Annotated in this window: 29 protein-coding genes; all 29 read left to right on the top strand. The window is 63.9% G+C overall.

Translation table 11 applies throughout. From position 1 onward, the window contains the following. The first annotated feature begins 465 nt into the window (after window positions 1-465). The 29 genes from rpsJ (at window position 466) to UUA_RS06995 (ending at window position 16,665) form a co-directional block, all read left to right on the top strand. Window positions 466-777, top strand: coding sequence for a 30S ribosomal protein S10 (gene rpsJ, locus UUA_RS07135; protein WP_007082173.1), 312 nt, complete (start codon window positions 466-468; stop codon window positions 775-777). A 20-nt stretch (window positions 778-797) separates the two neighbouring features. Then, on the top strand, window positions 798-1,439 hold the full coding sequence (gene rplC / locus UUA_RS07130; protein ID WP_008435490.1) for a 50S ribosomal protein L3: 642 nt from the start codon (window positions 798-800) through the stop codon (window positions 1,437-1,439). A gap of 11 nt (window positions 1,440-1,450) precedes the next feature. After that, window positions 1,451-2,053 carry a 50S ribosomal protein L4 gene (gene rplD / locus UUA_RS07125; RefSeq protein WP_008435489.1) on the top strand — a complete coding sequence of 201 codons (603 nt, stop codon included), beginning with the start codon at window positions 1,451-1,453 and terminating at the stop codon, window positions 2,051-2,053. Then, window positions 2,050-2,343 (top strand): 50S ribosomal protein L23, encoded by a 294-nt coding sequence (gene rplW / locus UUA_RS07120; protein ID WP_008435488.1) that lies wholly within the window; start codon window positions 2,050-2,052, stop codon window positions 2,341-2,343. Before rplD ends, rplW begins: the two co-directional genes overlap by 4 nt. 17 nt (window positions 2,344-2,360) lie before the next feature. Then, the gene (gene rplB, locus UUA_RS07115; RefSeq protein WP_008435487.1) at window positions 2,361-3,185 is read left to right on the top strand and encodes a 50S ribosomal protein L2; all 825 of its coding nucleotides are present in this window, start codon (window positions 2,361-2,363) and stop codon (window positions 3,183-3,185) included. Window positions 3,186-3,197: 12 nt separating this feature from the next. Continuing rightward, window positions 3,198-3,470, top strand: coding sequence for a 30S ribosomal protein S19 (rpsS, locus tag UUA_RS07110; RefSeq protein WP_007513347.1), 273 nt, complete (start codon window positions 3,198-3,200; stop codon window positions 3,468-3,470). After that, window positions 3,470-3,805, top strand: coding sequence for a 50S ribosomal protein L22 (gene rplV, locus UUA_RS07105; protein WP_008435486.1), 336 nt, complete (start codon window positions 3,470-3,472; stop codon window positions 3,803-3,805). Before rpsS ends, rplV begins: the two co-directional genes overlap by 1 nt. A gap of 16 nt (window positions 3,806-3,821) precedes the next feature. Beyond that, entirely contained in the window at window positions 3,822-4,577 is a 756-nt protein-coding gene (rpsC, locus tag UUA_RS07100) for a 30S ribosomal protein S3 (RefSeq protein ID WP_008435480.1), read from the top strand. Window positions 4,578-4,588: 11 nt separating this feature from the next. Continuing rightward, window positions 4,589-5,002: a 50S ribosomal protein L16 gene (gene rplP / locus UUA_RS07095; protein WP_008435479.1), complete on the top strand. Its 414-nt coding sequence runs from the start codon at window positions 4,589-4,591 to the stop codon at window positions 5,000-5,002. Then, window positions 5,002-5,187, top strand: coding sequence for a 50S ribosomal protein L29 (rpmC, locus tag UUA_RS07090; RefSeq protein WP_007513354.1), 186 nt, complete (start codon window positions 5,002-5,004; stop codon window positions 5,185-5,187). Before rplP ends, rpmC begins: the two co-directional genes overlap by 1 nt. 12 nt (window positions 5,188-5,199) lie before the next feature. Then, window positions 5,200-5,460 (top strand): 30S ribosomal protein S17, encoded by a 261-nt coding sequence (gene rpsQ, locus UUA_RS07085; protein ID WP_008435477.1) that lies wholly within the window; start codon window positions 5,200-5,202, stop codon window positions 5,458-5,460. 14 nt (window positions 5,461-5,474) lie between these two features. Beyond that, window positions 5,475-5,843 (top strand): 50S ribosomal protein L14, encoded by a 369-nt coding sequence (gene rplN, locus UUA_RS07080; protein WP_007513359.1) that lies wholly within the window; start codon window positions 5,475-5,477, stop codon window positions 5,841-5,843. A gap of 14 nt (window positions 5,844-5,857) precedes the next feature. Then, entirely contained in the window at window positions 5,858-6,172 is a 315-nt protein-coding gene (rplX, locus tag UUA_RS07075) for a 50S ribosomal protein L24 (protein ID WP_008435473.1), read from the top strand. Window positions 6,173-6,181: 9 nt separating this feature from the next. Continuing rightward, entirely contained in the window at window positions 6,182-6,724 is a 543-nt protein-coding gene (rplE, locus tag UUA_RS07070) for a 50S ribosomal protein L5 (RefSeq protein WP_185754695.1), read from the top strand. Window positions 6,725-6,742: 18 nt separating this feature from the next. Continuing rightward, on the top strand, window positions 6,743-7,048 hold the full coding sequence (gene rpsN / locus UUA_RS07065; protein ID WP_008435471.1) for a 30S ribosomal protein S14: 306 nt from the start codon (window positions 6,743-6,745) through the stop codon (window positions 7,046-7,048). Between the two features lie 219 nt (window positions 7,049-7,267). Beyond that, window positions 7,268-7,663 carry a 30S ribosomal protein S8 gene (gene rpsH, locus UUA_RS07060; RefSeq protein ID WP_008435470.1) on the top strand — a complete coding sequence of 132 codons (396 nt, stop codon included), beginning with the start codon at window positions 7,268-7,270 and terminating at the stop codon, window positions 7,661-7,663. Window positions 7,664-7,674: 11 nt separating this feature from the next. Beyond that, window positions 7,675-8,202 carry a 50S ribosomal protein L6 gene (gene rplF / locus UUA_RS07055; protein WP_008435469.1) on the top strand — a complete coding sequence of 176 codons (528 nt, stop codon included), beginning with the start codon at window positions 7,675-7,677 and terminating at the stop codon, window positions 8,200-8,202. Window positions 8,203-8,299: 97 nt separating this feature from the next. After that, window positions 8,300-8,659 carry a 50S ribosomal protein L18 gene (gene rplR, locus UUA_RS07050; RefSeq protein WP_193385125.1) on the top strand — a complete coding sequence of 120 codons (360 nt, stop codon included), beginning with the start codon at window positions 8,300-8,302 and terminating at the stop codon, window positions 8,657-8,659. 105 nt (window positions 8,660-8,764) lie between these two features. Beyond that, on the top strand, window positions 8,765-9,274 hold the full coding sequence (gene rpsE / locus UUA_RS07045) for a 30S ribosomal protein S5 (protein ID WP_007513373.1): 510 nt from the start codon (window positions 8,765-8,767) through the stop codon (window positions 9,272-9,274). After that, window positions 9,267-9,464, top strand: a complete 198-nt coding sequence (gene rpmD / locus UUA_RS07040) for a 50S ribosomal protein L30 (RefSeq protein ID WP_008435467.1) — start codon at window positions 9,267-9,269, stop codon at window positions 9,462-9,464. The genes rpsE and rpmD overlap by 8 nt, the downstream gene beginning before the upstream one ends. Before the next feature lie 64 nt (window positions 9,465-9,528). After that, window positions 9,529-9,960 (top strand): 50S ribosomal protein L15, encoded by a 432-nt coding sequence (rplO, locus tag UUA_RS07035; protein WP_008435466.1) that lies wholly within the window; start codon window positions 9,529-9,531, stop codon window positions 9,958-9,960. A 4-nt stretch (window positions 9,961-9,964) separates the two neighbouring features. Beyond that, the gene (secY, locus tag UUA_RS07030; RefSeq protein ID WP_008435465.1) at window positions 9,965-11,287 is read left to right on the top strand and encodes a preprotein translocase subunit SecY; all 1,323 of its coding nucleotides are present in this window, start codon (window positions 9,965-9,967) and stop codon (window positions 11,285-11,287) included. Window positions 11,288-11,424: 137 nt separating this feature from the next. Further along, window positions 11,425-11,781, top strand: coding sequence for a 30S ribosomal protein S13 (rpsM, locus tag UUA_RS07025; protein WP_008435464.1), 357 nt, complete (start codon window positions 11,425-11,427; stop codon window positions 11,779-11,781). A 16-nt stretch (window positions 11,782-11,797) separates the two neighbouring features. Then, window positions 11,798-12,184 (top strand): 30S ribosomal protein S11, encoded by a 387-nt coding sequence (rpsK, locus tag UUA_RS07020; RefSeq protein ID WP_007513384.1) that lies wholly within the window; start codon window positions 11,798-11,800, stop codon window positions 12,182-12,184. Between the two features lie 75 nt (window positions 12,185-12,259). Next, window positions 12,260-12,886 carry a 30S ribosomal protein S4 gene (rpsD, locus tag UUA_RS07015; RefSeq protein ID WP_008435462.1) on the top strand — a complete coding sequence of 209 codons (627 nt, stop codon included), beginning with the start codon at window positions 12,260-12,262 and terminating at the stop codon, window positions 12,884-12,886. A gap of 17 nt (window positions 12,887-12,903) precedes the next feature. Then, complete coding sequence (locus UUA_RS07010) at window positions 12,904-13,902, top strand: DNA-directed RNA polymerase subunit alpha (RefSeq protein WP_007513388.1); 999 nt, start codon at window positions 12,904-12,906, stop codon at window positions 13,900-13,902. Between the two features lie 299 nt (window positions 13,903-14,201). Further along, window positions 14,202-14,585, top strand: coding sequence for a 50S ribosomal protein L17 (gene rplQ, locus UUA_RS07005; RefSeq protein ID WP_008435459.1), 384 nt, complete (start codon window positions 14,202-14,204; stop codon window positions 14,583-14,585). 176 nt (window positions 14,586-14,761) lie between these two features. Beyond that, window positions 14,762-15,265 (top strand): disulfide bond formation protein B, encoded by a 504-nt coding sequence (locus UUA_RS07000; RefSeq protein ID WP_008435457.1) that lies wholly within the window; start codon window positions 14,762-14,764, stop codon window positions 15,263-15,265. 29 nt (window positions 15,266-15,294) lie between these two features. Beyond that, a complete protein-coding gene (locus UUA_RS06995) occupies window positions 15,295-16,665 on the top strand; it encodes a class II 3-deoxy-7-phosphoheptulonate synthase (protein ID WP_008435456.1) in 1,371 nt (456 codons plus the stop codon). Window positions 16,666-16,689 lie beyond the last annotated feature (24 nt).

The following is a 16,689-nucleotide window of genomic DNA, read 5'->3' as shown; positions in this document are numbered from 1 at the left end:
GGTGGCCAAGGTCATCAAGTAAAGGTTATCGCGGCGCACAGCGCCGCAATAACTCCTGCCGTTGATCCGACCCGACGGGTCGGATCACGCCGGAAAAGCGGGCGTGCTCACATCGTTCCGCACCCCTTCACTAATTCAAGATTTGCCGGTATACTTCGCAGCTCACTTGTCGGACAGATCAATTTCTGGACGACCAACCGCGAAATGAGGTGCGGGATGCGCTTCGAGTTCGCCGGCCGGGGAGCGGCCTTCGCAAGTCGACGTGATCACGGGATCAGCCCGGTGACACGTCGTTTTGCGCGAGATTCCGATTGTGCCAGGCGAGCGGATTGCGGCTCGCCTGGTATTTTTCAAAGGGGCGGCGGCGGGTTGGCGGCCCCAGGTGGTAGTGGCAAAGAGTAGTGCGCGGCGGCGAGAAGCCTCCTCGTTATTTACAGAACGTTCTTTCGACAACAGGACACGGTTATGGCGAACCAGAAGATTCGGATTCGGCTGAAGGCGTACGATCACCGACTGATCGACCGCTCGGCCAGCGAGATCGTCGAGACGGCAAAGCGCACGGGTGCCACGGTACTCGGCCCGATCCCGCTCCCGACCAAGATCGAGCGTTACACCATTCTGACGTCGCCGCACGTCGACAAGGATGCACGCGACCAGTACGAGACTCGTACCCACAAGCGCGTGCTCGACATCGTCGACCCGAACGACAAGACCGTGGACGCGCTCATGAAGCTTGATCTCGCCGCTGGCGTCGATGTTCAGATCAAGCTCGGTTGAGCGACAGACAGGATACGAAGATGAGTATCGGATTGGTTGGCCGCAAATGCGGCATGAGCCGACTCTTCACTGAGGATGGCCGCTCGATTCCGGTGACGCTGATTGAAGCGACGCCGAACCGCGTGACCCAGCTGAAGACGGATGAGAACGATGGCTACAGCGCCGTCCAGGTTTCCGCGGGAAGCAAGCGCGCAAACCTGTTGACGCAGCCGTTGAAGGGTCATTACGCGAAGGCCAAGGTTGAGCCGGGTCGCGGCCTGTGGGAGTTCCGCGTGGCTGCCGAGGATCTCGGCCAGTACAGCGTGGGCACCGAGATCAAGGCGGACGACGTGTTCTCCGTCGGCCAGATCGTCGACGTCGCCGGCGTGTCGAAGGGCAAGGGCTTCCAGGGCACGATCAAGCGCTGGAACTTCAAGATGGGTGATGCCACCCACGGCAACTCGCTGTCGCATCGCGCGCCGGGCTCCATCGGCCAGCGCCAGACGCCGGGTCGCGTGTTTCCGGGCAAGAAGATGGCCGGTCACATGGGTGCCGTGCGCCGCTCGGCGCAGGGCCTGGAAGTGGTCAAGGTCGACGCCGAGCGTCATCTGATCGCCGTGAAGGGCGCGGTGCCGGGTGCAACCGGCGGCGACGTCATCATTCGTCCGACGACCAAGGGTTGAGGAGAGTCGCCATGGAATTGAATGTCATTGGCGCCAAGCCGCTCAGCGTGTCGGACGAAGTGTTCGGCGGCGAGTACAAGAAGGCCCTGGTCCACCAGGTGGTGGTTGCCTACCAGGCGGCCGGTCGCGCCGGTACCAAGGCGCAGCTGTCGCGCGGCGAGATGTCCGGCACCACCAAGAAGTTCAAGAAGCAGAAGGGTGGTGGTGCCCGTCACGGTGACTACCGTGCGCCGATTTTCATCGGTGGTGGTGTCACGTTTGCCGCCAAGCCGCGCAGCTACGAGCAGAAGGTCAACCGCAAGGCCTACCGCGTCGCGATCCGCTCGATCTTCTCCGAGCTGGCCCGTCAGGGGCGCCTGAAGATCGTCGAGAGTTTCGGTGTCGATACGCCGAAGACTTCCGCGATGGTGGCCAAGCTCGCCGAGCTGGAGGTTTCCGGCCGCGTGTTGCTGGTGTCGGAAGACGCCTCCGAGGCGCTGTTCCTGGCCGCGCGCAACATCCCGTATATCCATGTGCTGGACGTGATGGCGCTGAACCCCGTCAGCCTGGTCGGTTCCGACCACGTGGTGATGACGGTTGACGCCGTGAAGAAGGTCGAGGAGTGGCTGGCATGAACAACGAACGCATTCTCGACACGCTGCGCGCACCGCACATTTCCGAGAAGTCGGCGCGCCTGGGCGAGCACAACCAGTACGTATTCGTGGTCGCCCCGACCGCAACCAAGGCTGATGTCCGCGATGCCGTGGAGAAAATGTTCGACGTCAAGGTCGAGCAGGTGAACCTCGTCAACACCAAGGGCAAGGTCAAGTCCTTCCGTTTCCGCGCTGGCAGCCGCCAGGGCAAGCGCAAGGCCTATGTGCGTCTTGCCGATGGCCAGACCATCGACGTGTCCGCCAAGGCCTGAGCCAGGAGTTCTGTGAGATGGCACTAATCAACCACAAGCCGACCTCGCCGGGCCGCCGTGACGCGGTGAGCGTCCGCACGGAAGGCCTGCACAAGGGCGCGCCGTACGCGGCGTTGACCGAATCGCAGTCCAAGACCGGCGGTCGCAACCACCACGGTCGCATCACCACGCGTCATCGCGGTGGCGGTCACAAGCAGCACTACCGCATCATCGACTTCAAGCGCGACAAGGAAGGCATCGCCGCCCGCGTCGAGCGCATCGAGTACGATCCGAACCGTACCGCGCACATCGCGCTGCTGTGCTACGCCGATGGCGAGCGCCGCTACATCATCGCGCCGAAGGGCGTGCAGGTGGACGATCGCCTGGTGTCCGGTCGCGACGCGCCGATCAAGGCCGGCAATTGCCTGCAGCTGCGCAACATCCCGATGGGCAGCACGATTCACTGCATCGAGCTGCGCCCCGGCAAGGGTGCGCAGATCGCCCGCAGCGCCGGCGCCTCGGTGCAGCTGGTTGCCCGCGAGTCCGGCTACGCCACGCTACGCCTGCGCTCCGGCGAGATGCGCCGCGTCTCGGTCGATTGCCGCGCCACCATCGGCGAAGTCGGCAACGGCGAGCACAGCCTGAAGAAGCTGGGCAAGGCCGGCGCCAAGCGCTGGGTGGGCATTCGCCCGACCGTTCGCGGCGTGGTGATGAACCCGGTCGACCATCCGCACGGTGGTGGTGAAGGTAAGACTTCTGGCGGTCGTCATCCGGTCAGCCCGTGGGGCACGCCGGCCAAGGGTTACAAGACCCGCAACAACAAGCGCACGCAGCAGTTCATCGTGCGTCGTCGTACCAAGTAACAGGAAGCCGACATGCCGCGTTCTCTGAAGAAAGGTCCGTTCGTCGACCTTCACCTCGCGAAGAAGGTGGAAGCTGCGGTTTCCGCCCACAACAAGCGCCCGATCAAGACCTGGTCGCGCCGCTCGATGATCCTGCCGGAAATGGTCGGCTTGACCATCGCCATCCACAACGGCCGTCAGCACGTGCCCGTCCTGATCAACGAGAACATGGTCGGGCACAAGCTCGGCGAGTTCGCGGTGACTCGTACGTTCAAGGGCCATGTCGGCGACAAGAAGGGCAAGTGATGAGCACTGAAGCCAAAGCGATCCTGCGCGGCGCCCGCATCTCGGCGCAAAAGGCACGCCTGGTGGCTGATCTGGTCCGCGGTCTTCCCGTGGGCCGGGCCAGCGACGTGCTCAATTACACCAACAAGAAGGCCGCTCACCTTGTTCGCAAGGTGCTGCTGTCGGCCGTCGCCAACGCCGAGAACAACCTCGGCGCGGATGTCGACGAGCTGAAGGTGGCCAGCATCTTCGTCGATGAAGGTCCGGCGATGAAGCGCATGTATGCCCGCGCCAAAGGCCGCGGTTCGCGCATTCTCAAGCGCACCAGCCACATTACTGTGGTTGTTGGTAACTGACCGGGGACACAAGACGATGGGTCACAAAGTTCATCCCACCGGTATCCGCCTCGGCATTGCCAAGGACTGGAACTCGAAGTGGTTCGCCAACAAGGGCGATTACGCCAAGTATCTCGTGGCCGATATCAAGGTCCGCGACATGCTGAAGAAGAAGCTGGCCGCCGCCGGCATCTCGAAGATCCAGATCGAGCGCCCGGCCAAGACCGCGCGCGTGACGATCCACACCGCCCGTCCGGGCGTGGTGATCGGCAAGAAGGGCGAGGATATCGAGAAGCTGCGCAAGGAAGTCAGCGACATGATGGGCGTCCCGACGCACATCAACGTCAACGAAGTGCGCAAGCCGGAGATTGACGCACAGTTGGTGGCCGAGTCGATCGCGCAGCAGCTGGAGCGCCGCATCATGTTCCGCCGCGCGATGAAGCGCTCGGTCGGCAACGCGATGCGCCTGGGCGCGCTGGGCATCAAGATCAACGTGTCCGGCCGCCTGAACGGCGCCGAGATCGCCCGTTCCGAGTGGGCCCGCGAAGGTCGGGTGCCGCTGCACACGTTGCGTGCCGACATCGACTACGGCTTCGCCGAGGCAAGCACCACCTACGGCATCATCGGCATCAAGGTGTGGGTCAACAAGGGCGAGATCTTCGACCTGTCCCAGATCGGCCAGGAGTCGAAGGACGAGTCGCCGGCACCCTCGCGCCGCGAGGGTGGCGAAGGCCGTCGTGATCGTGAACCGCGTCGTGACGGCGAAGGCCGTCGCGAACGGTCGGCGAAGTAAGGAGAGTTGCCATGTTGCAACCCAAGCGAACCAAATACCGCAAACAGTTCAAGGGCCGCAACGACGGTCTGGCCCAGTGCTCCAACCTCGTCAGCTTCGGCGAGTACGGCCTGAAGGCGACCACGCACGGCGCACTCACCGCGCGACAGATCGAGGCGGCCCGTCGTTGCATCACCCGCTTCGTCAAGCGTGGCGGCAAGCTGTGGATCCGCGTGTTCCCGGACAAGCCGATCACCAAGAAGCCGATCGAAGTCCGCATGGGCGCGGGCAAGGGCAGCGTCGAGTTCTGGGTCGCCCCGATCCAGCCCGGCCGCATGCTCTATGAAATCGAGGGCGTCGACGAGCCGACGGCGCGCGAGGCGTTCCGCCTGGCGGCTGCCAAGCTCTCGGTGCAGACCCAGTTCGTGACCCGGGCGGTGATGTGATGGCCAGCAAAGATATCAACAACCAGTCGGCCGAAGAGCTGCAGCAGCATCTGCTGGACCTGCGCAAGGAGCAATTCAACCTGCGTATGCAAAAGGGTTCCGGCCAGCTCACTCAGCCGCACCAGCTCCGCCGCGTTCGGCGTGACATCGCCCGCACGAAGTTCGTGCTCGGCGGCAAGAAGTAAGGGACGGCCGACATGAGCGACAATCAGAAACAGGCGCGTACCCTCGAGGGTCGCGTTACCAGCAACAAGATGGACAAGACGGTCACCGTGCTGGTCGAACGCCAGGAGCAGCATTGGCTGCTCGGCAAGACCATCCGCCGTTCGACCAAGCTGCATGCGCAGGACGACCTGGGCGCAAATGAGGGTGACATCGTGCGCATCGCCGAGTGCCGCCCGCTGTCCAAGACCAAACATCACCGCGTGGTTGAAATCATCACGCGCGCCAACGTCTAAGGGAGGGTGCAGACATGATCCAGATGCAAAGCACGCTCTCCGCGGCGGACAACAGCGGCGCGAAGGAACTGATGTGCATCAAGGTGCTCGGCGGCTCCAAGCGCCGTTACGCCGCGATCGGTGACGTGATCAAGGTCACCGTGAAGGATGCCATCCCTCGCGGCAAGGTGAAGAAGGGTGAGGTGTACAACGCCGTGGTGGTACGTACCGCCAAGGGTGTGCGTCGTCCCGATGGCTCGCTGATCCGTTTCGACGGCAATGCAGCGGTGCTCCTCAACAACAAGCTCGAGCCGATCGGCACCCGTATTTTCGGGCCGGTTACCCGCGAGCTGCGCAGCGAGAAGTTCATGAAGATCGTCTCGCTTGCGCCCGAAGTGCTCTGAGCGGAGTCAAGACAATGAACCGTATCCGCAAGGGTGATCAGGTCCTGGTGATCACCGGCAAGAACAAGGGTCAGCGCGGCGATGTGCTGCGTGTTGCAGGCGAGCGTGTATTCGTCTCCAACGTGAATCTGGTCAAGCGCCACACCAAGCCGAATCCCCAGGCCAACCAGGCTGGCGGCATCGTCGAGCGTGAAGCCTCGATCCATCTCTCCAATGTGCAGCTGTTCAACCCCGCCACGAACAAGGGTGAACGCGTCGGCACCAAGACGCTCGCAGATGGGCGCAAGGTCCGCGTGTTCCGTTCGTCTGGCGAGGTGGTGGACGCGTAAGGAATCACGATCATGACCCGCCTTGAAAATTTCTACAAAGAGCAGGTAGTGCCGAAGCTCACCAAGCAGTTCGGCTACCAGAACGTGATGCAGGTTCCCCGCATCACCAAGATCACGCTGAACATGGGCGTAGGCGAAGCTGCGGGCAACAAGAAAGTGCTCGAGAACGCCGTGGCCGACATGGCCAAGATCTCCGGCCAGAAGCCCATCACGACCAAGGCGCGCGTCTCCGTGGCCTCGTTCAAGATCCGCGACGGCTGGCCGATCGGCTGCAAGGTCACCCTGCGCCGTGCGCAGATGTTCGAGTTCCTCGACCGCCTGATCAACATCTCGCTGCCGCGCGTGCGCGACTTCCGTGGTGTCTCGGGCAAAGCCTTCGACGGCCGCGGCAACTACAATTTCGGTATCAAGGAACAGATCATTTTCCCTGAGATCGACTTCGACCAGGTCGATGCGCTGCGTGGCATGGACATCTCCATCACCACCACCGCGAAGACTGACGAAGAGGCAAAGGCCCTGCTGGCCGCGTTCAGCTTCCCGTTCCGCAACTGATAGACGCGAGAGATACCCATGGCAAAGACCTCGATGGTCAACCGCGACATCAAGCGGACCAAGCTCGCCAAGAAGTTCGCCGCCAAGCGCGCCGAACTGAAGGCGATCGTGCTGAGCACCACCGCCTCCTACGACGAGAAGATGGCCGCCCAGTCCAAGCTGCAGAAGCTGCCGCGCGACGCCAGCCCGGTGCGTCAGCGTACCCGCTGCGCGTTGACTGGTCGCCCGCGCGCCGTCTACACGAAGTTCGGCCTCGGCCGCAACAAGCTGCGCGAAGCGACCATGCGTGGCGATGTGCCCGGTCTGCGCAAGGCCAGCTGGTAACCCACTGCAGGGCTGGTCGACGGAGAGATTCCGTCGCCGGCTCACCCGGTTGCACGAAGGTGCAGTCGGTGGATGCGACTAACGCATCGCTATTCGCCAAAACCTGAAAAGGCTGTTATAGTCATCGGTCTGCGCAAGGCAGGCCGACGTCGATGTCGGCTCACAATTCGATTGATTTCCGGTTTTATCGGATATCGGTGCACTCTGAAGGATGTTTTCATGAGCATGACTGATCCCATCGCCGATCTGTTCACGCGCGTCCGCAATGCCCAGGCCATGGGCAAGCCGACCGTGCGTATGCCGTCGTCGAAACTGAAGTTGGCGATCGCCGATCTTCTCAAGAACGAGGGCTACATCCTCGACGCCAAGACTTCCGCCGAGGAAGGCAAGCCGGTGCTCGAGATCAAGCTCAAGTATTTCGAGGGCCAGCCGGCCATCGAGCGCATTTCCCGTGTCAGCCGCTCCGGCCTGCGCGTGTATCGCGGCAAGGACGAGCTGCCGAAGGTCCTGGGCGGCCTGGGCATCTCGATCATCTCGACTTCCGCCGGTCTGCTGACCGACGCGCAGGCCCGCGCCAAGGGTCTGGGCGGCGAAGTCATCGGCCAAGTGGCATAAGGAGTCCGTCGATGTCACGTGTTGCCAAACAACCAATTTCCCTGCCCAAGGGCGTCGAGATGACGATCGGCACCGACAGCATCTCGGTGAAGGGTCCGAAGGGCACGCTGTCCGTGCACCAGCTGCCGGGTGTCAGTATTGCCGTAGACAACGGCGTGGCGCACATCAGCCTCGTCGAGGGTGCCGACGACATGTTCGGCGGTACCGCGCGTGCGCTGCTGTCCAACATGGTCACCGGTGTTTCCGGTGGCTACGAGCGCAAGCTCGAGCTGGTCGGTGTCGGTTACCGCGCCTCGATGCAGGGCAAGTCGCTGAACCTCAGCCTGGGCTTCTCCCATCCGGTGGTGTTCGATGCGCCGGAAGGTATCAGCATCGAGACCCCGTCGCAGACCGAGATCCTGATCAAGGGTTCGGACAAGCAGGCAGTGGGGCAGGTGGCGGCGAAGATTCGCGGCTTCCGTCCGCCGGAACCCTACAAGGGCAAGGGCGTGCGCTATGCCGGCGAGAAGATCACCCTGAAGGAAGCCAAGAAGGCTTAAGTGCGCTGTCCCTGCGCGAAAGACCGGCCATCCATGGCCGGACTCTTCACCAAGAGCAGATGACAGTTATCCCAAGCCGATCCGCTTTCAAGGAACCATGACGATGAACAAGAACGAAAACCGCCTGCGCCGTGCCAAGTCCACACGCGCCCACATCCGCAAGTTGGCGGTGGCCCGCCTGTCGGTGCACCGTACCGGCCAGCACATCTACGCGCAGGTGTTCGACGCCTCCGGCAAGAATGTGGTGGCGGCTGCCTCCACCGTGCAGAAGTCGGTGGCCGAAGGCCTGAAGGGTACCAAGAATCTGGCTGCCGCCGCGGCAGTGGGCAAGGCCGTTGCCGAGCGCGCGAAGGCCGCGGGCGTCGAGTCCGTCGCGTTTGACCGCTCCGGTTTCCGCTACCACGGTCGCATCAAGGCGCTGGCCGATGCGGCGCGCGAGGCCGGACTGCAGTTCTAAGCAACATTCGGGTCGGGGTGTGCCCCTGATCCACAGCGTCACCTACAACTCCAAGCGGCTCAGCCGCAAGCAAAGTCCCGGTCCGCCGGGCACATGGAAAAGAACATGTCTTCTACCGATCGCGAAAATTCCGACGGCCTGCTGGAAAAGCTGATTGCCGTCAACCGTGTGGCCAAGACCGTCAAGGGCGGCCGCCAGATGAGCTTCACCGCGCTGACCGTGGTCGGTGACGGCGAGGGCAAGGTCGGCTTCGGCTATGGCAAGGCGCGCGAAGTGCCGGTGGCCATTTCCAAGGCCATGGAGCGTGCCCGCCGCCAGATGGTGAACATCGAGCTGAACAACGGCACCCTGTGGTACGCCGTGAAGGCGAACCATGGTGCTGCCCGCGTCTACATGCAGCCGGCTTCCGAAGGTACCGGCGTGATCGCCGGCGGCGCGATGCGTGCCGTGCTGGAAGTGGTCGGCGTGAAGAACGTGCTGGCCAAGGCGGTCGGCTCGCGCAACCCGATCAACCTGGTGCGCGCCACCATCAAGGGCCTGCAGGCGGTTGCCTCGCCCAAGAAGATCGCCGCCAAGCGTGGCAAGAGCCTGGAAGAGGTGCTCGGCAATGGCTAAGAAGAACGAAACCGCCGCCACCGTGCGCGTGCGCCTGGTCAAGGGCCTGCGCGGCGTGCAGGCACGCCACCGCCTGAGCGTCAAGGCGCTGGGTCTGGGCAAGATCGATGACGTCCGTGAGTTGAAGGACAGCCCGCAGGTCCGTGGCCTGATCAACACGGTCTACTACCTGGTCCGGGTCGAAGATTAATTGAATTGTCCGGCCATGGACGGCCGGGTTCTCAGGCAGGATGCCTGATTAGAGGATGACCATCATGCGTCTGAATGACATCAAGCCGGCTGCCGGTTCGCGCAAGACGCGCCTGCGCGTCGGTCGCGGCATCGGTTCGGGCCTGGGCAAGACCGCCGGCCGCGGCCACAAGGGTCAGCACGCCCGCGCGGGCGGCACCCACAAGTTCGGCTTCGAAGGCGGCCAGATGCCGCTGAATCGCCGGATGCCGAAGGTCGGCTTCCGCTCGAAGAAGCAGGCCGAGAGCCAGGAGGTGTTCCTGTATCAGCTGGCCCACCTCAAGGACGACGTGATCGACGTGGTGGCGCTGCATCAGGCTGGCCTGATCAACAGCCGCGCGAAGAAGGTCAAGGTGGTCCTCAAGGGCGAGATCGGTCGCGCGGTGAAGTTGTCCGGTCTGCTGGCTACCGCCGGCGCCAAGGCAGCCATCGAGGCTGCCGGCGGCAGCGTGGAGTAATCAGGTGGCAGCAGCCAAGGGCAATGCACTCGGCAAGCTCGGCAAGCTGACGGAGCTTCGCCAGCGTATCTTCTTCGTGATCGGTGCGCTGGTGGTGTTCCGGCTCGGTTCGTTCATTCCGGTTCCGGGCGTCAACCCGGAGGCGATGACCAACTTGGTCAACGGCAATGGCCTGATGGACATGTTCAACATGTTCTCGGGTGGCGCGCTGGAGCGCTTCTCGGTATTCGCGCTGGGCGTGATTCCGTACATCTCGGCGTCGATCGTGTTCCAGATGATGGGCGCGGTGGTACCGAGCCTGCAGAGCCTGCGCAAGGAGGGCGAGGCCGGCAAGCGCAAGATGACGATGTACACGCGCTATGCCACGGTGGCCCTGGCGGCGTTCCAGTCGTTCGGTATCGCAGTGGCGTTGCAGGGACAGGTTGCCGCGGGTGGCGCACCGGTGGTCTATACCCCGGGCTTCGGCTTCATCTTCTCGTCCGTGGTCGGGCTTACCGCCGGCACCATGTTCCTGATGTGGCTGGGCGAGCAGATGACCGAGCGCGGCATCGGCAACGGCATTTCCCTGCTGATCTTCGCCGGCATCGTGGCCGGCCTGCCGGGGGCGGTGGTGCACACCCTGGGCATGGCCAGCAACGGCGAGCTGTCGCTGATCAAGTTGTTGATGGTGTTCGCCCTGGCGCTGGGCGTGACGGCGTTCGTGGTGTTCATGGAGCGCGCCCAGCGGCGCATCACGGTGAACTACGCGCGGCGTTCCGGCGGGCAGAAGGCCTACATGAACCAGAGCTCGAACCTGCCGCTGAAGATCAACATGTCGGGCGTGATTCCGCCGATCTTCGCCTCGAGCCTGCTGATGTTCCCGGCGACCGCGGTGAGCTGGTTCAGCACGGGGCAGCAATCGCGCTGGCTGCAGGACCTGACCCAGGCGCTGAGCCCGGGCAATCCGCTGTACGAAACCGTTTTTTCGGTACTGGTGATCGGCTTTGCGTTCTTCTATACAGCGATCGTGTTCAACGCGGACGAGACCGCCGACAACCTCAAGCGGTCGGGTGCGCTGATCCCCGGCATCCGTCCGGGCAAGGCCACGGCCAGCTACATCGACGCGGTAATGACGCGCCTGACCGGTGTCGGCGCGCTGTACCTGGTGCTGGTCTGCCTGGTGCCTTCGTTCATGCAGAGCGCCTGGCACGTACCGTTCTATTTCGGCGGCACATCGCTGCTGATCGTGGTGGTGGTGGTGATGGATTTCACGGCCCAGGTGCAGGCGCATCTGGTCAGTCACCAGTACGAAAGCTTGCTCAAGAAGGCCAATCTCCGCCGCAACTAGTGGCTGCTGGGGCGGACGGAGTGGGTCGAAGTCGGAGGCTGGCGGCGCTCGCGGGTGCCGCAGGGCTTTCCAGTCAGGGAAATTCGGGTTAAAATTGCGCGTTTACCGCGCAAGAAACGCATCGGAGAAAGTACATCATGGCGCGCATCGCGGGTGTCAATTTGCCGGTCCAGAAACACGTCTGGGTCGGTCTGCAGAGCATTTACGGCATCGGCCGCAGCCGGGCCAAGAAGGTCTGCGTGGACGCTGGCGTGGTTCCCACCACCCAGATCAAGTCCCTGAGTGAAGGCGAGGTGGAGAAGCTTCGCCACGAAATCGCCAAGTACACCGTCGAGGGCGATCTGCGCCGCGAGGTGGGCATGGCCATCAAGCGCCTGATGGACCTGGGCTGCTATCGCGGCCTGCGTCATCGTCGCGGCCTGCCGGTGCGCGGCCAGCGCACGCGTACCAACGCACGCACCCGCAAGGGCCCGCGTCGCGCCATCAAGAAGTAAGTAACGGATTCCGAACATGGCCAAGCCTGTCAAGACCAAGAAGAAGATCAAGCGCGTTGTCACGGATGCCGTGGCTCACGTGCAGGCCTCCTTCAACAACACCATCGTCACCATCACCGATCGCCAGGGCAATGCCCTGTCGTGGGCGACCGCCGGCGGCGCGGGTTTCCGCGGCTCGCGCAAGTCGACTCCCTTCGCCGCCCAGGTCGCCGCCGAGAAGGCCGGCCGCGCCGCCGGCGACTACGGCGTGAAGACGGTGGAAGTGCGCATCAAGGGCCCGGGCCCGGGCCGCGAGTCGGCGGTGCGCTCGCTGAATGCGTTGGGCTACAAGGTGCTCAATATCATCGACGTCACGCCGATTCCGCACAACGGCTGCCGTCCCCCCAAGAAGCGTCGAGTGTGATTCTTGCGATCATCCTTGATCGCAAGAATCAAGAACCGGCCTTCCTTGGCCGGACTATTTAAAAAGAGATTACCCATGGCACGTTATCGTGGAGCTACCTGCAAACTCGCCCGTCGTGAGGGTGCAGATCTCAGCCTGAAGAGCCCGGCGCGTGCGCTGGATTCCAAGTGCAAGCTGGAAAACAAGCCCGGTCAGCATGGCGCGAACAAGCGCATGCGCATGTCCGACTATGCCGTGCAGCTGCGTGAGAAGCAGAAGGTCAAGCGCATCTACGGTGTGCTTGAGCGCCAGTTCAGCAACTACTACACCAAGGCGACCACCCTCAAGGGCAACACCGGCGAGAACCTGCTGCGCCTGCTCGAGAGCCGTCTGGACAACGTCGTCTACCGCATGGGCTTCGCGGTCACCCGCGCCCAGGCCCGCCAGCTGGTCGCCCACAAGGCGATCCTGGTGAACGGCAAGAAGGTGAACATCCCTTCGTACCAGGTACGCCCGGGCGACGCGATCGCGCTGACCGAGCGCGCCCGCAGCCAGCTGCGCGTGCAGGAAGCGGCGACCGTATTCGACACCATGGACCTGCGTCCGGGTTGGGTCGAGGTCGACAGCAAGAAGTTCGAAGGTACGTTCAAGTCGGTGCCGGATCGTGGCGATCTGCCGACCGACATCAATGAAGCCCTGATCGTCGAGCTTTACTCGAAGTAATTTTACCGGAGCTCTGCATGGCAGTTTCGTCAACTAGTGTGCTGCGGCCGCGTGGCCTCAGCGTCGAACAGCTCGGGGCCAACCGTGCCAAGGTGGTGGTCGAGCCGCTCGAGCGTGGCTTTGGCCACACCCTGGGCAACGCGCTGCGTCGCGTGCTGCTCTCCTCGATCCCCGGCAGCGCCATCGTCGAGGTCGAAATCGATGGCGTGCTGCACGAGTACACCACCCTGGAAGGCCTGCAGGAGGACGTGATCGAAGTCCTGCTGAACCTCAAGGACGTGGCGATCCGTCAGCACAGCGGCGACGAGGTCACCCTGACCCTGTCCAAGAAGGGCAAGGGCGTGGTCACGGCCGGCGACATCGTCGTCGACCACTCGGTGGAGATCATCAACCCCGAGCACGTGATCTGCCACCTGACCAAGGACATCGCGCTCAACATGCGCCTGAAGGTGCGTCGCGGCGTCGGCTACCAGCCGGCCAGCGCGCGCCAGCATCCGGATGACGAAGCGCGTCCGATCGGCCGCCTGCAGCTGGACGCGTCGTTCGCGCCGGTGCTGCGCGTGGCCTACGAAGTGGACGCTGCTCGTGTCGAGCAGCGCACCAACCTCGACAAGCTGGTGCTGGACATCGAGACCAACGGCACCATTGGCGCCGAGGACGCGGTACGCAAGGCCGCCGAGATCATCAACGACCAGCTGTCCGTGTTCGGTGACTTCTCGCGCCGCGAGAGCGCCACCGACAAGGCGGAGAAGAGCGGTTTCGATCCGCTGCTGCTGCGTCCGATCGACGATCTGGAGCTCACCGTGCGTTCGGCGAACTGCCTGAAGGCCGAGAGCATCTACTACATCGGCGACCTGGTGCAGAAGACCGAGGTCGAGCTGCTGAAGACGCCGAACCTGGGCAAGAAGTCGCTGACCGAAATCAAGGACGTGCTGGGTGGGCGTGGTCTCGCGCTCGGCATGAAGCTTGAGAACTGGCCGCCGCCGGGCCTGTCGCACGGCATGCAGCTGGGTTGATGTTGTTGCGGCGGCGATCTTCCGATCGCTGCCGCAGTCACGAACTGGCGGACGCCATCTGGCTGTTCCGCCGGACTCGCCGCCTTCGGGCTGCGAGTTTGGAGCAGTCGCCTTGACTGCCCGACGGAAGGCCGGTTTGGCCTTTCAAGCGGCCCCTGGCCGCCAAAGCACCAGACGGCCATTCATGGCCGCACTTCTCACCAGAACCCGTTTTGAAAGGGCCTGGAACAGCGGACAACCGCGGGAAGCTGGACACAGGTGCCGGCTTTTCATAACAACAGACCAGAGAGAATTTCGTCATGCGCCACATGAAATCCGGACGCAAGTTCAACCGGACCAGCAGCCACCGCGAAGCGATGTTCAAGAACATGGCGTCGTCGCTGTTCAAGCACGAGCTGATCCGTACCACCCTGCCGAAGGCGAAGGAACTTCGCCGCGTCGCCGAGCCGCTGATCACGCTGGCCAAGGCCGATGGCGTGGCCAATCGTCGCCTGGCCTTTTCGCGCCTGCGCGACAAGGAGGCGGTGGGCAAGCTGTTCGTCGAGCTGGGCCCGCGCTACAAGGAACGCCCTGGCGGCTACCTGCGCATCCTGAAGTGCGGCTTCCGCGACGGCGACAACGCGCCAATGGCGTACGTCGAGCTGGTCGGTCGCCCGCAGGTCGAGGCGGTCGAGGCTGAGTAAGACGATCATCGGCGCGGCATGCCGATGTCCAGACACGAAACCCGGCCGGGCGACCCGCCGGGTTTTCGCGTATATGGGCCTTGCCGATCCGCATATTTTCATCAGGTGCCCCGCGCCTGCTGACAGCATCCCTGCGAAGCGGTAATGTCTCGGGCTCCGCAATGCAACAATCCGCCATGAATCCACTTCGCTGGTCGTACCGTGTCAGTTTCCTCGTCGGCTTCCTGGTCTGCGCCGGCCTGCTCGGCTTCGCGCTGTACGCCGAATACGGGCTGGGCCTCACGCCATGCCCGCTGTGCATCTTTCAGCGCATCGCATTCCTGGTCATGGCCCTGTTCTTTCTGCTGGGCGCCCTGCACGCACCGCGCGGCAACGGCCGCTGGGCCTATGCGGGATTGGTGCTGGTCGGCGCGGTCGGCGGCATCATTACTGCCGGTCGCCATCTGTGGCTGCAGAGCCTGCCGGCCGACCAGGTGCCCTCCTGCGGTCCCGGCCTCGGCTACCTGCTGGATGCGTTCCCCTTCTCGAAGATGCTGAAGCTGGTCTTCACTGGTTCGGGCGAGTGCGCCAAGGTCGAACCGCTTCTCGGTCTGCCGATGCCGGCCTGGACCTTGCTCTGGTACGTCGCGCTGGCCGTGCTGGCGGTCGTTGCGGCGCGGCGCCGGCAGGCCGCAAGGTGAGGGCTCCCGTTGCCATCCAGGGTCGCGCGATGAATCCCGCCGTATCCGATTTTCACCCCGCCGCCGACTGGGCCCCTGATTCGTGGCAGCGGCGCGTGGCGCTGCAGCAGCCGCATTACGACGATGCAGCGGAACTGGCTGCCGCCGGCGGGCAACTGGCCCAATTGCCGCCACTGGTGACCTCGTGGGAGGTGCTGGCGCTGAAGCAGGCTCTGGCCGAGGCGCAGGAGGGCAGGCGTTTCCTGTTGCAGGGCGGCGACTGTGCCGAGAGCTTCGCCGACTGCACCAGTCCGGTGATCTCGAACCGGCTGAAGGTGCTGCTGCAGATGAGCCTGGTGCTGGTGCACGGCCTGAAGAAGCCGGTGCTGCGGGTGGGCCGTTTCGCGGGACAGTATGCCAAGCCGCGTTCGGCCGATACCGAGACGCGCGATGGCGTGACCCTGCCGAGCTTCCGCGGCGACGTGGTCAACAACCCGGAATTCACCATCGCCGCGCGCCGGCCCGATCCGCAGCGGCTGATCCAGGCGCATGCGCACTCGGCACTGACGATGAATTTCGTGCGTGCGCTGATCGACGGCGGCTTCGCCGACCTGCACCACCCGGAATACTGGGATCTGGCCTGGGTCGAGCATTCGCCGCTGGCCGCCGAATACCGCCAGATGGTAACGGCCATCGGCGACTCGCTGCGCTTCATGGAAACCCTGGCCGGCCCGATCGCCGGTTTCTCCAAGGTGGATTTCTTCACCTCGCATGAGGCGCTGCTGCTGCACTACGAGGAGGCGCTGACCCGCCAGGTGCCGCGCCATCCCGGCTGGTTCAACCTGTCCACCCATTTCCCGTGGATCGGCATGCGCACCGCCGCGCTGGACGGCGCCCACGTGGAGTATTTCCGCGGCATCCGCAACCCGATTGCAGTGAAGGTGGGGCCCTCGGTGACGCCGGAGCAATTGCTGCCGCTGATCGACGCCTTGAACCCGGACGACGAGCCGGGCCGGCTGACCCTGATCCACCGCATGGGCCATGCGAAGATCGCCGCCGCGCTGCCGCCGCTGCTGGCCGCCGTGAAGCGCGCGGGTCGGCGCGTGCTGTGGGTGGCCGATCCGATGCATGGCAACACCGAGAGCACCTCGAACGGGCACAAGACCCGCCGCTTCGACAACATCCGCGGCGAGCTCGACCAGGCCTTCGACATCCACGCCGCCGCCGGCACGCGGCTCGGCGGCGTGCATCTGGAGCTGACCGGCGAAGATGTCACCGAATGCATGGGCGGGGCCCGTGACCTGTCGGAGAGCGATCTCGACCGCGCCTACAAGTCGATGGTCGACCCGCGCCTGAATTACGAGCAGTCGCTGGAGCTGGCCATGCTGATCGTGCGCAAGTCGGTCAACGGGCACGGCTGACGCGCCCACCAGGACCGGCGGGCT

The organism is Rhodanobacter thiooxydans LCS2, from assembly GCF_000264375.1.
In the GTDB taxonomy this organism is placed as follows: Bacteria; Pseudomonadota; Gammaproteobacteria; order Xanthomonadales; family Rhodanobacteraceae; genus Rhodanobacter; species Rhodanobacter thiooxydans.
Note: the sequence above shows the minus strand (reverse complement) of the source record. Positions and strands in the feature narration are given on the sequence as shown.

Bases quoted from the DNA above. Each gene is read 5' to 3' on its own strand.
- rpsJ (WP_007082173.1), top strand. From the start codon at position 466: ATGGCGAACCAGAAGATTCGGATTCGGCTGAAGGCGTACGATCACCGA.
- rplC (WP_008435490.1), top strand. From the start codon at position 798: ATGAGTATCGGATTGGTTGGCCGCAAATGCGGCATGAGCCGACTCTTC.
- rplD (WP_008435489.1), top strand. From the start codon at position 1,451: ATGGAATTGAATGTCATTGGCGCCAAGCCGCTCAGCGTGTCGGACGAA.
- rplW (WP_008435488.1), top strand. From the start codon at position 2,050: ATGAACAACGAACGCATTCTCGACACGCTGCGCGCACCGCACATTTCC.
- rplB (WP_008435487.1), top strand. From the start codon at position 2,361: ATGGCACTAATCAACCACAAGCCGACCTCGCCGGGCCGCCGTGACGCG.
- rpsS (WP_007513347.1), top strand. From the start codon at position 3,198: ATGCCGCGTTCTCTGAAGAAAGGTCCGTTCGTCGACCTTCACCTCGCG.
- rplV (WP_008435486.1), top strand. From the start codon at position 3,470: ATGAGCACTGAAGCCAAAGCGATCCTGCGCGGCGCCCGCATCTCGGCG.
- rpsC (WP_008435480.1), top strand. From the start codon at position 3,822: ATGGGTCACAAAGTTCATCCCACCGGTATCCGCCTCGGCATTGCCAAG.
- rplP (WP_008435479.1), top strand. From the start codon at position 4,589: ATGTTGCAACCCAAGCGAACCAAATACCGCAAACAGTTCAAGGGCCGC.
- rpmC (WP_007513354.1), top strand. From the start codon at position 5,002: ATGGCCAGCAAAGATATCAACAACCAGTCGGCCGAAGAGCTGCAGCAG.
- rpsQ (WP_008435477.1), top strand. From the start codon at position 5,200: ATGAGCGACAATCAGAAACAGGCGCGTACCCTCGAGGGTCGCGTTACC.
- rplN (WP_007513359.1), top strand. From the start codon at position 5,475: ATGATCCAGATGCAAAGCACGCTCTCCGCGGCGGACAACAGCGGCGCG.
- rplX (WP_008435473.1), top strand. From the start codon at position 5,858: ATGAACCGTATCCGCAAGGGTGATCAGGTCCTGGTGATCACCGGCAAG.
- rpsN (WP_008435471.1), top strand. From the start codon at position 6,743: ATGGCAAAGACCTCGATGGTCAACCGCGACATCAAGCGGACCAAGCTC.
- rpsH (WP_008435470.1), top strand. From the start codon at position 7,268: ATGAGCATGACTGATCCCATCGCCGATCTGTTCACGCGCGTCCGCAAT.
- rplF (WP_008435469.1), top strand. From the start codon at position 7,675: ATGTCACGTGTTGCCAAACAACCAATTTCCCTGCCCAAGGGCGTCGAG.
- rplR (WP_193385125.1), top strand. From the start codon at position 8,300: ATGACGATGAACAAGAACGAAAACCGCCTGCGCCGTGCCAAGTCCACA.
- rpsE (WP_007513373.1), top strand. From the start codon at position 8,765: ATGTCTTCTACCGATCGCGAAAATTCCGACGGCCTGCTGGAAAAGCTG.
- rpmD (WP_008435467.1), top strand. From the start codon at position 9,267: ATGGCTAAGAAGAACGAAACCGCCGCCACCGTGCGCGTGCGCCTGGTC.
- rplO (WP_008435466.1), top strand. From the start codon at position 9,529: ATGCGTCTGAATGACATCAAGCCGGCTGCCGGTTCGCGCAAGACGCGC.
- rpsM (WP_008435464.1), top strand. From the start codon at position 11,425: ATGGCGCGCATCGCGGGTGTCAATTTGCCGGTCCAGAAACACGTCTGG.
- rpsK (WP_007513384.1), top strand. From the start codon at position 11,798: ATGGCCAAGCCTGTCAAGACCAAGAAGAAGATCAAGCGCGTTGTCACG.
- rpsD (WP_008435462.1), top strand. From the start codon at position 12,260: ATGGCACGTTATCGTGGAGCTACCTGCAAACTCGCCCGTCGTGAGGGT.
- UUA_RS07010 (WP_007513388.1), top strand. From the start codon at position 12,904: ATGGCAGTTTCGTCAACTAGTGTGCTGCGGCCGCGTGGCCTCAGCGTC.
- rplQ (WP_008435459.1), top strand. From the start codon at position 14,202: ATGCGCCACATGAAATCCGGACGCAAGTTCAACCGGACCAGCAGCCAC.
- UUA_RS07000 (WP_008435457.1), top strand. From the start codon at position 14,762: ATGAATCCACTTCGCTGGTCGTACCGTGTCAGTTTCCTCGTCGGCTTC.
- UUA_RS06995 (WP_008435456.1), top strand. From the start codon at position 15,295: ATGAATCCCGCCGTATCCGATTTTCACCCCGCCGCCGACTGGGCCCCT.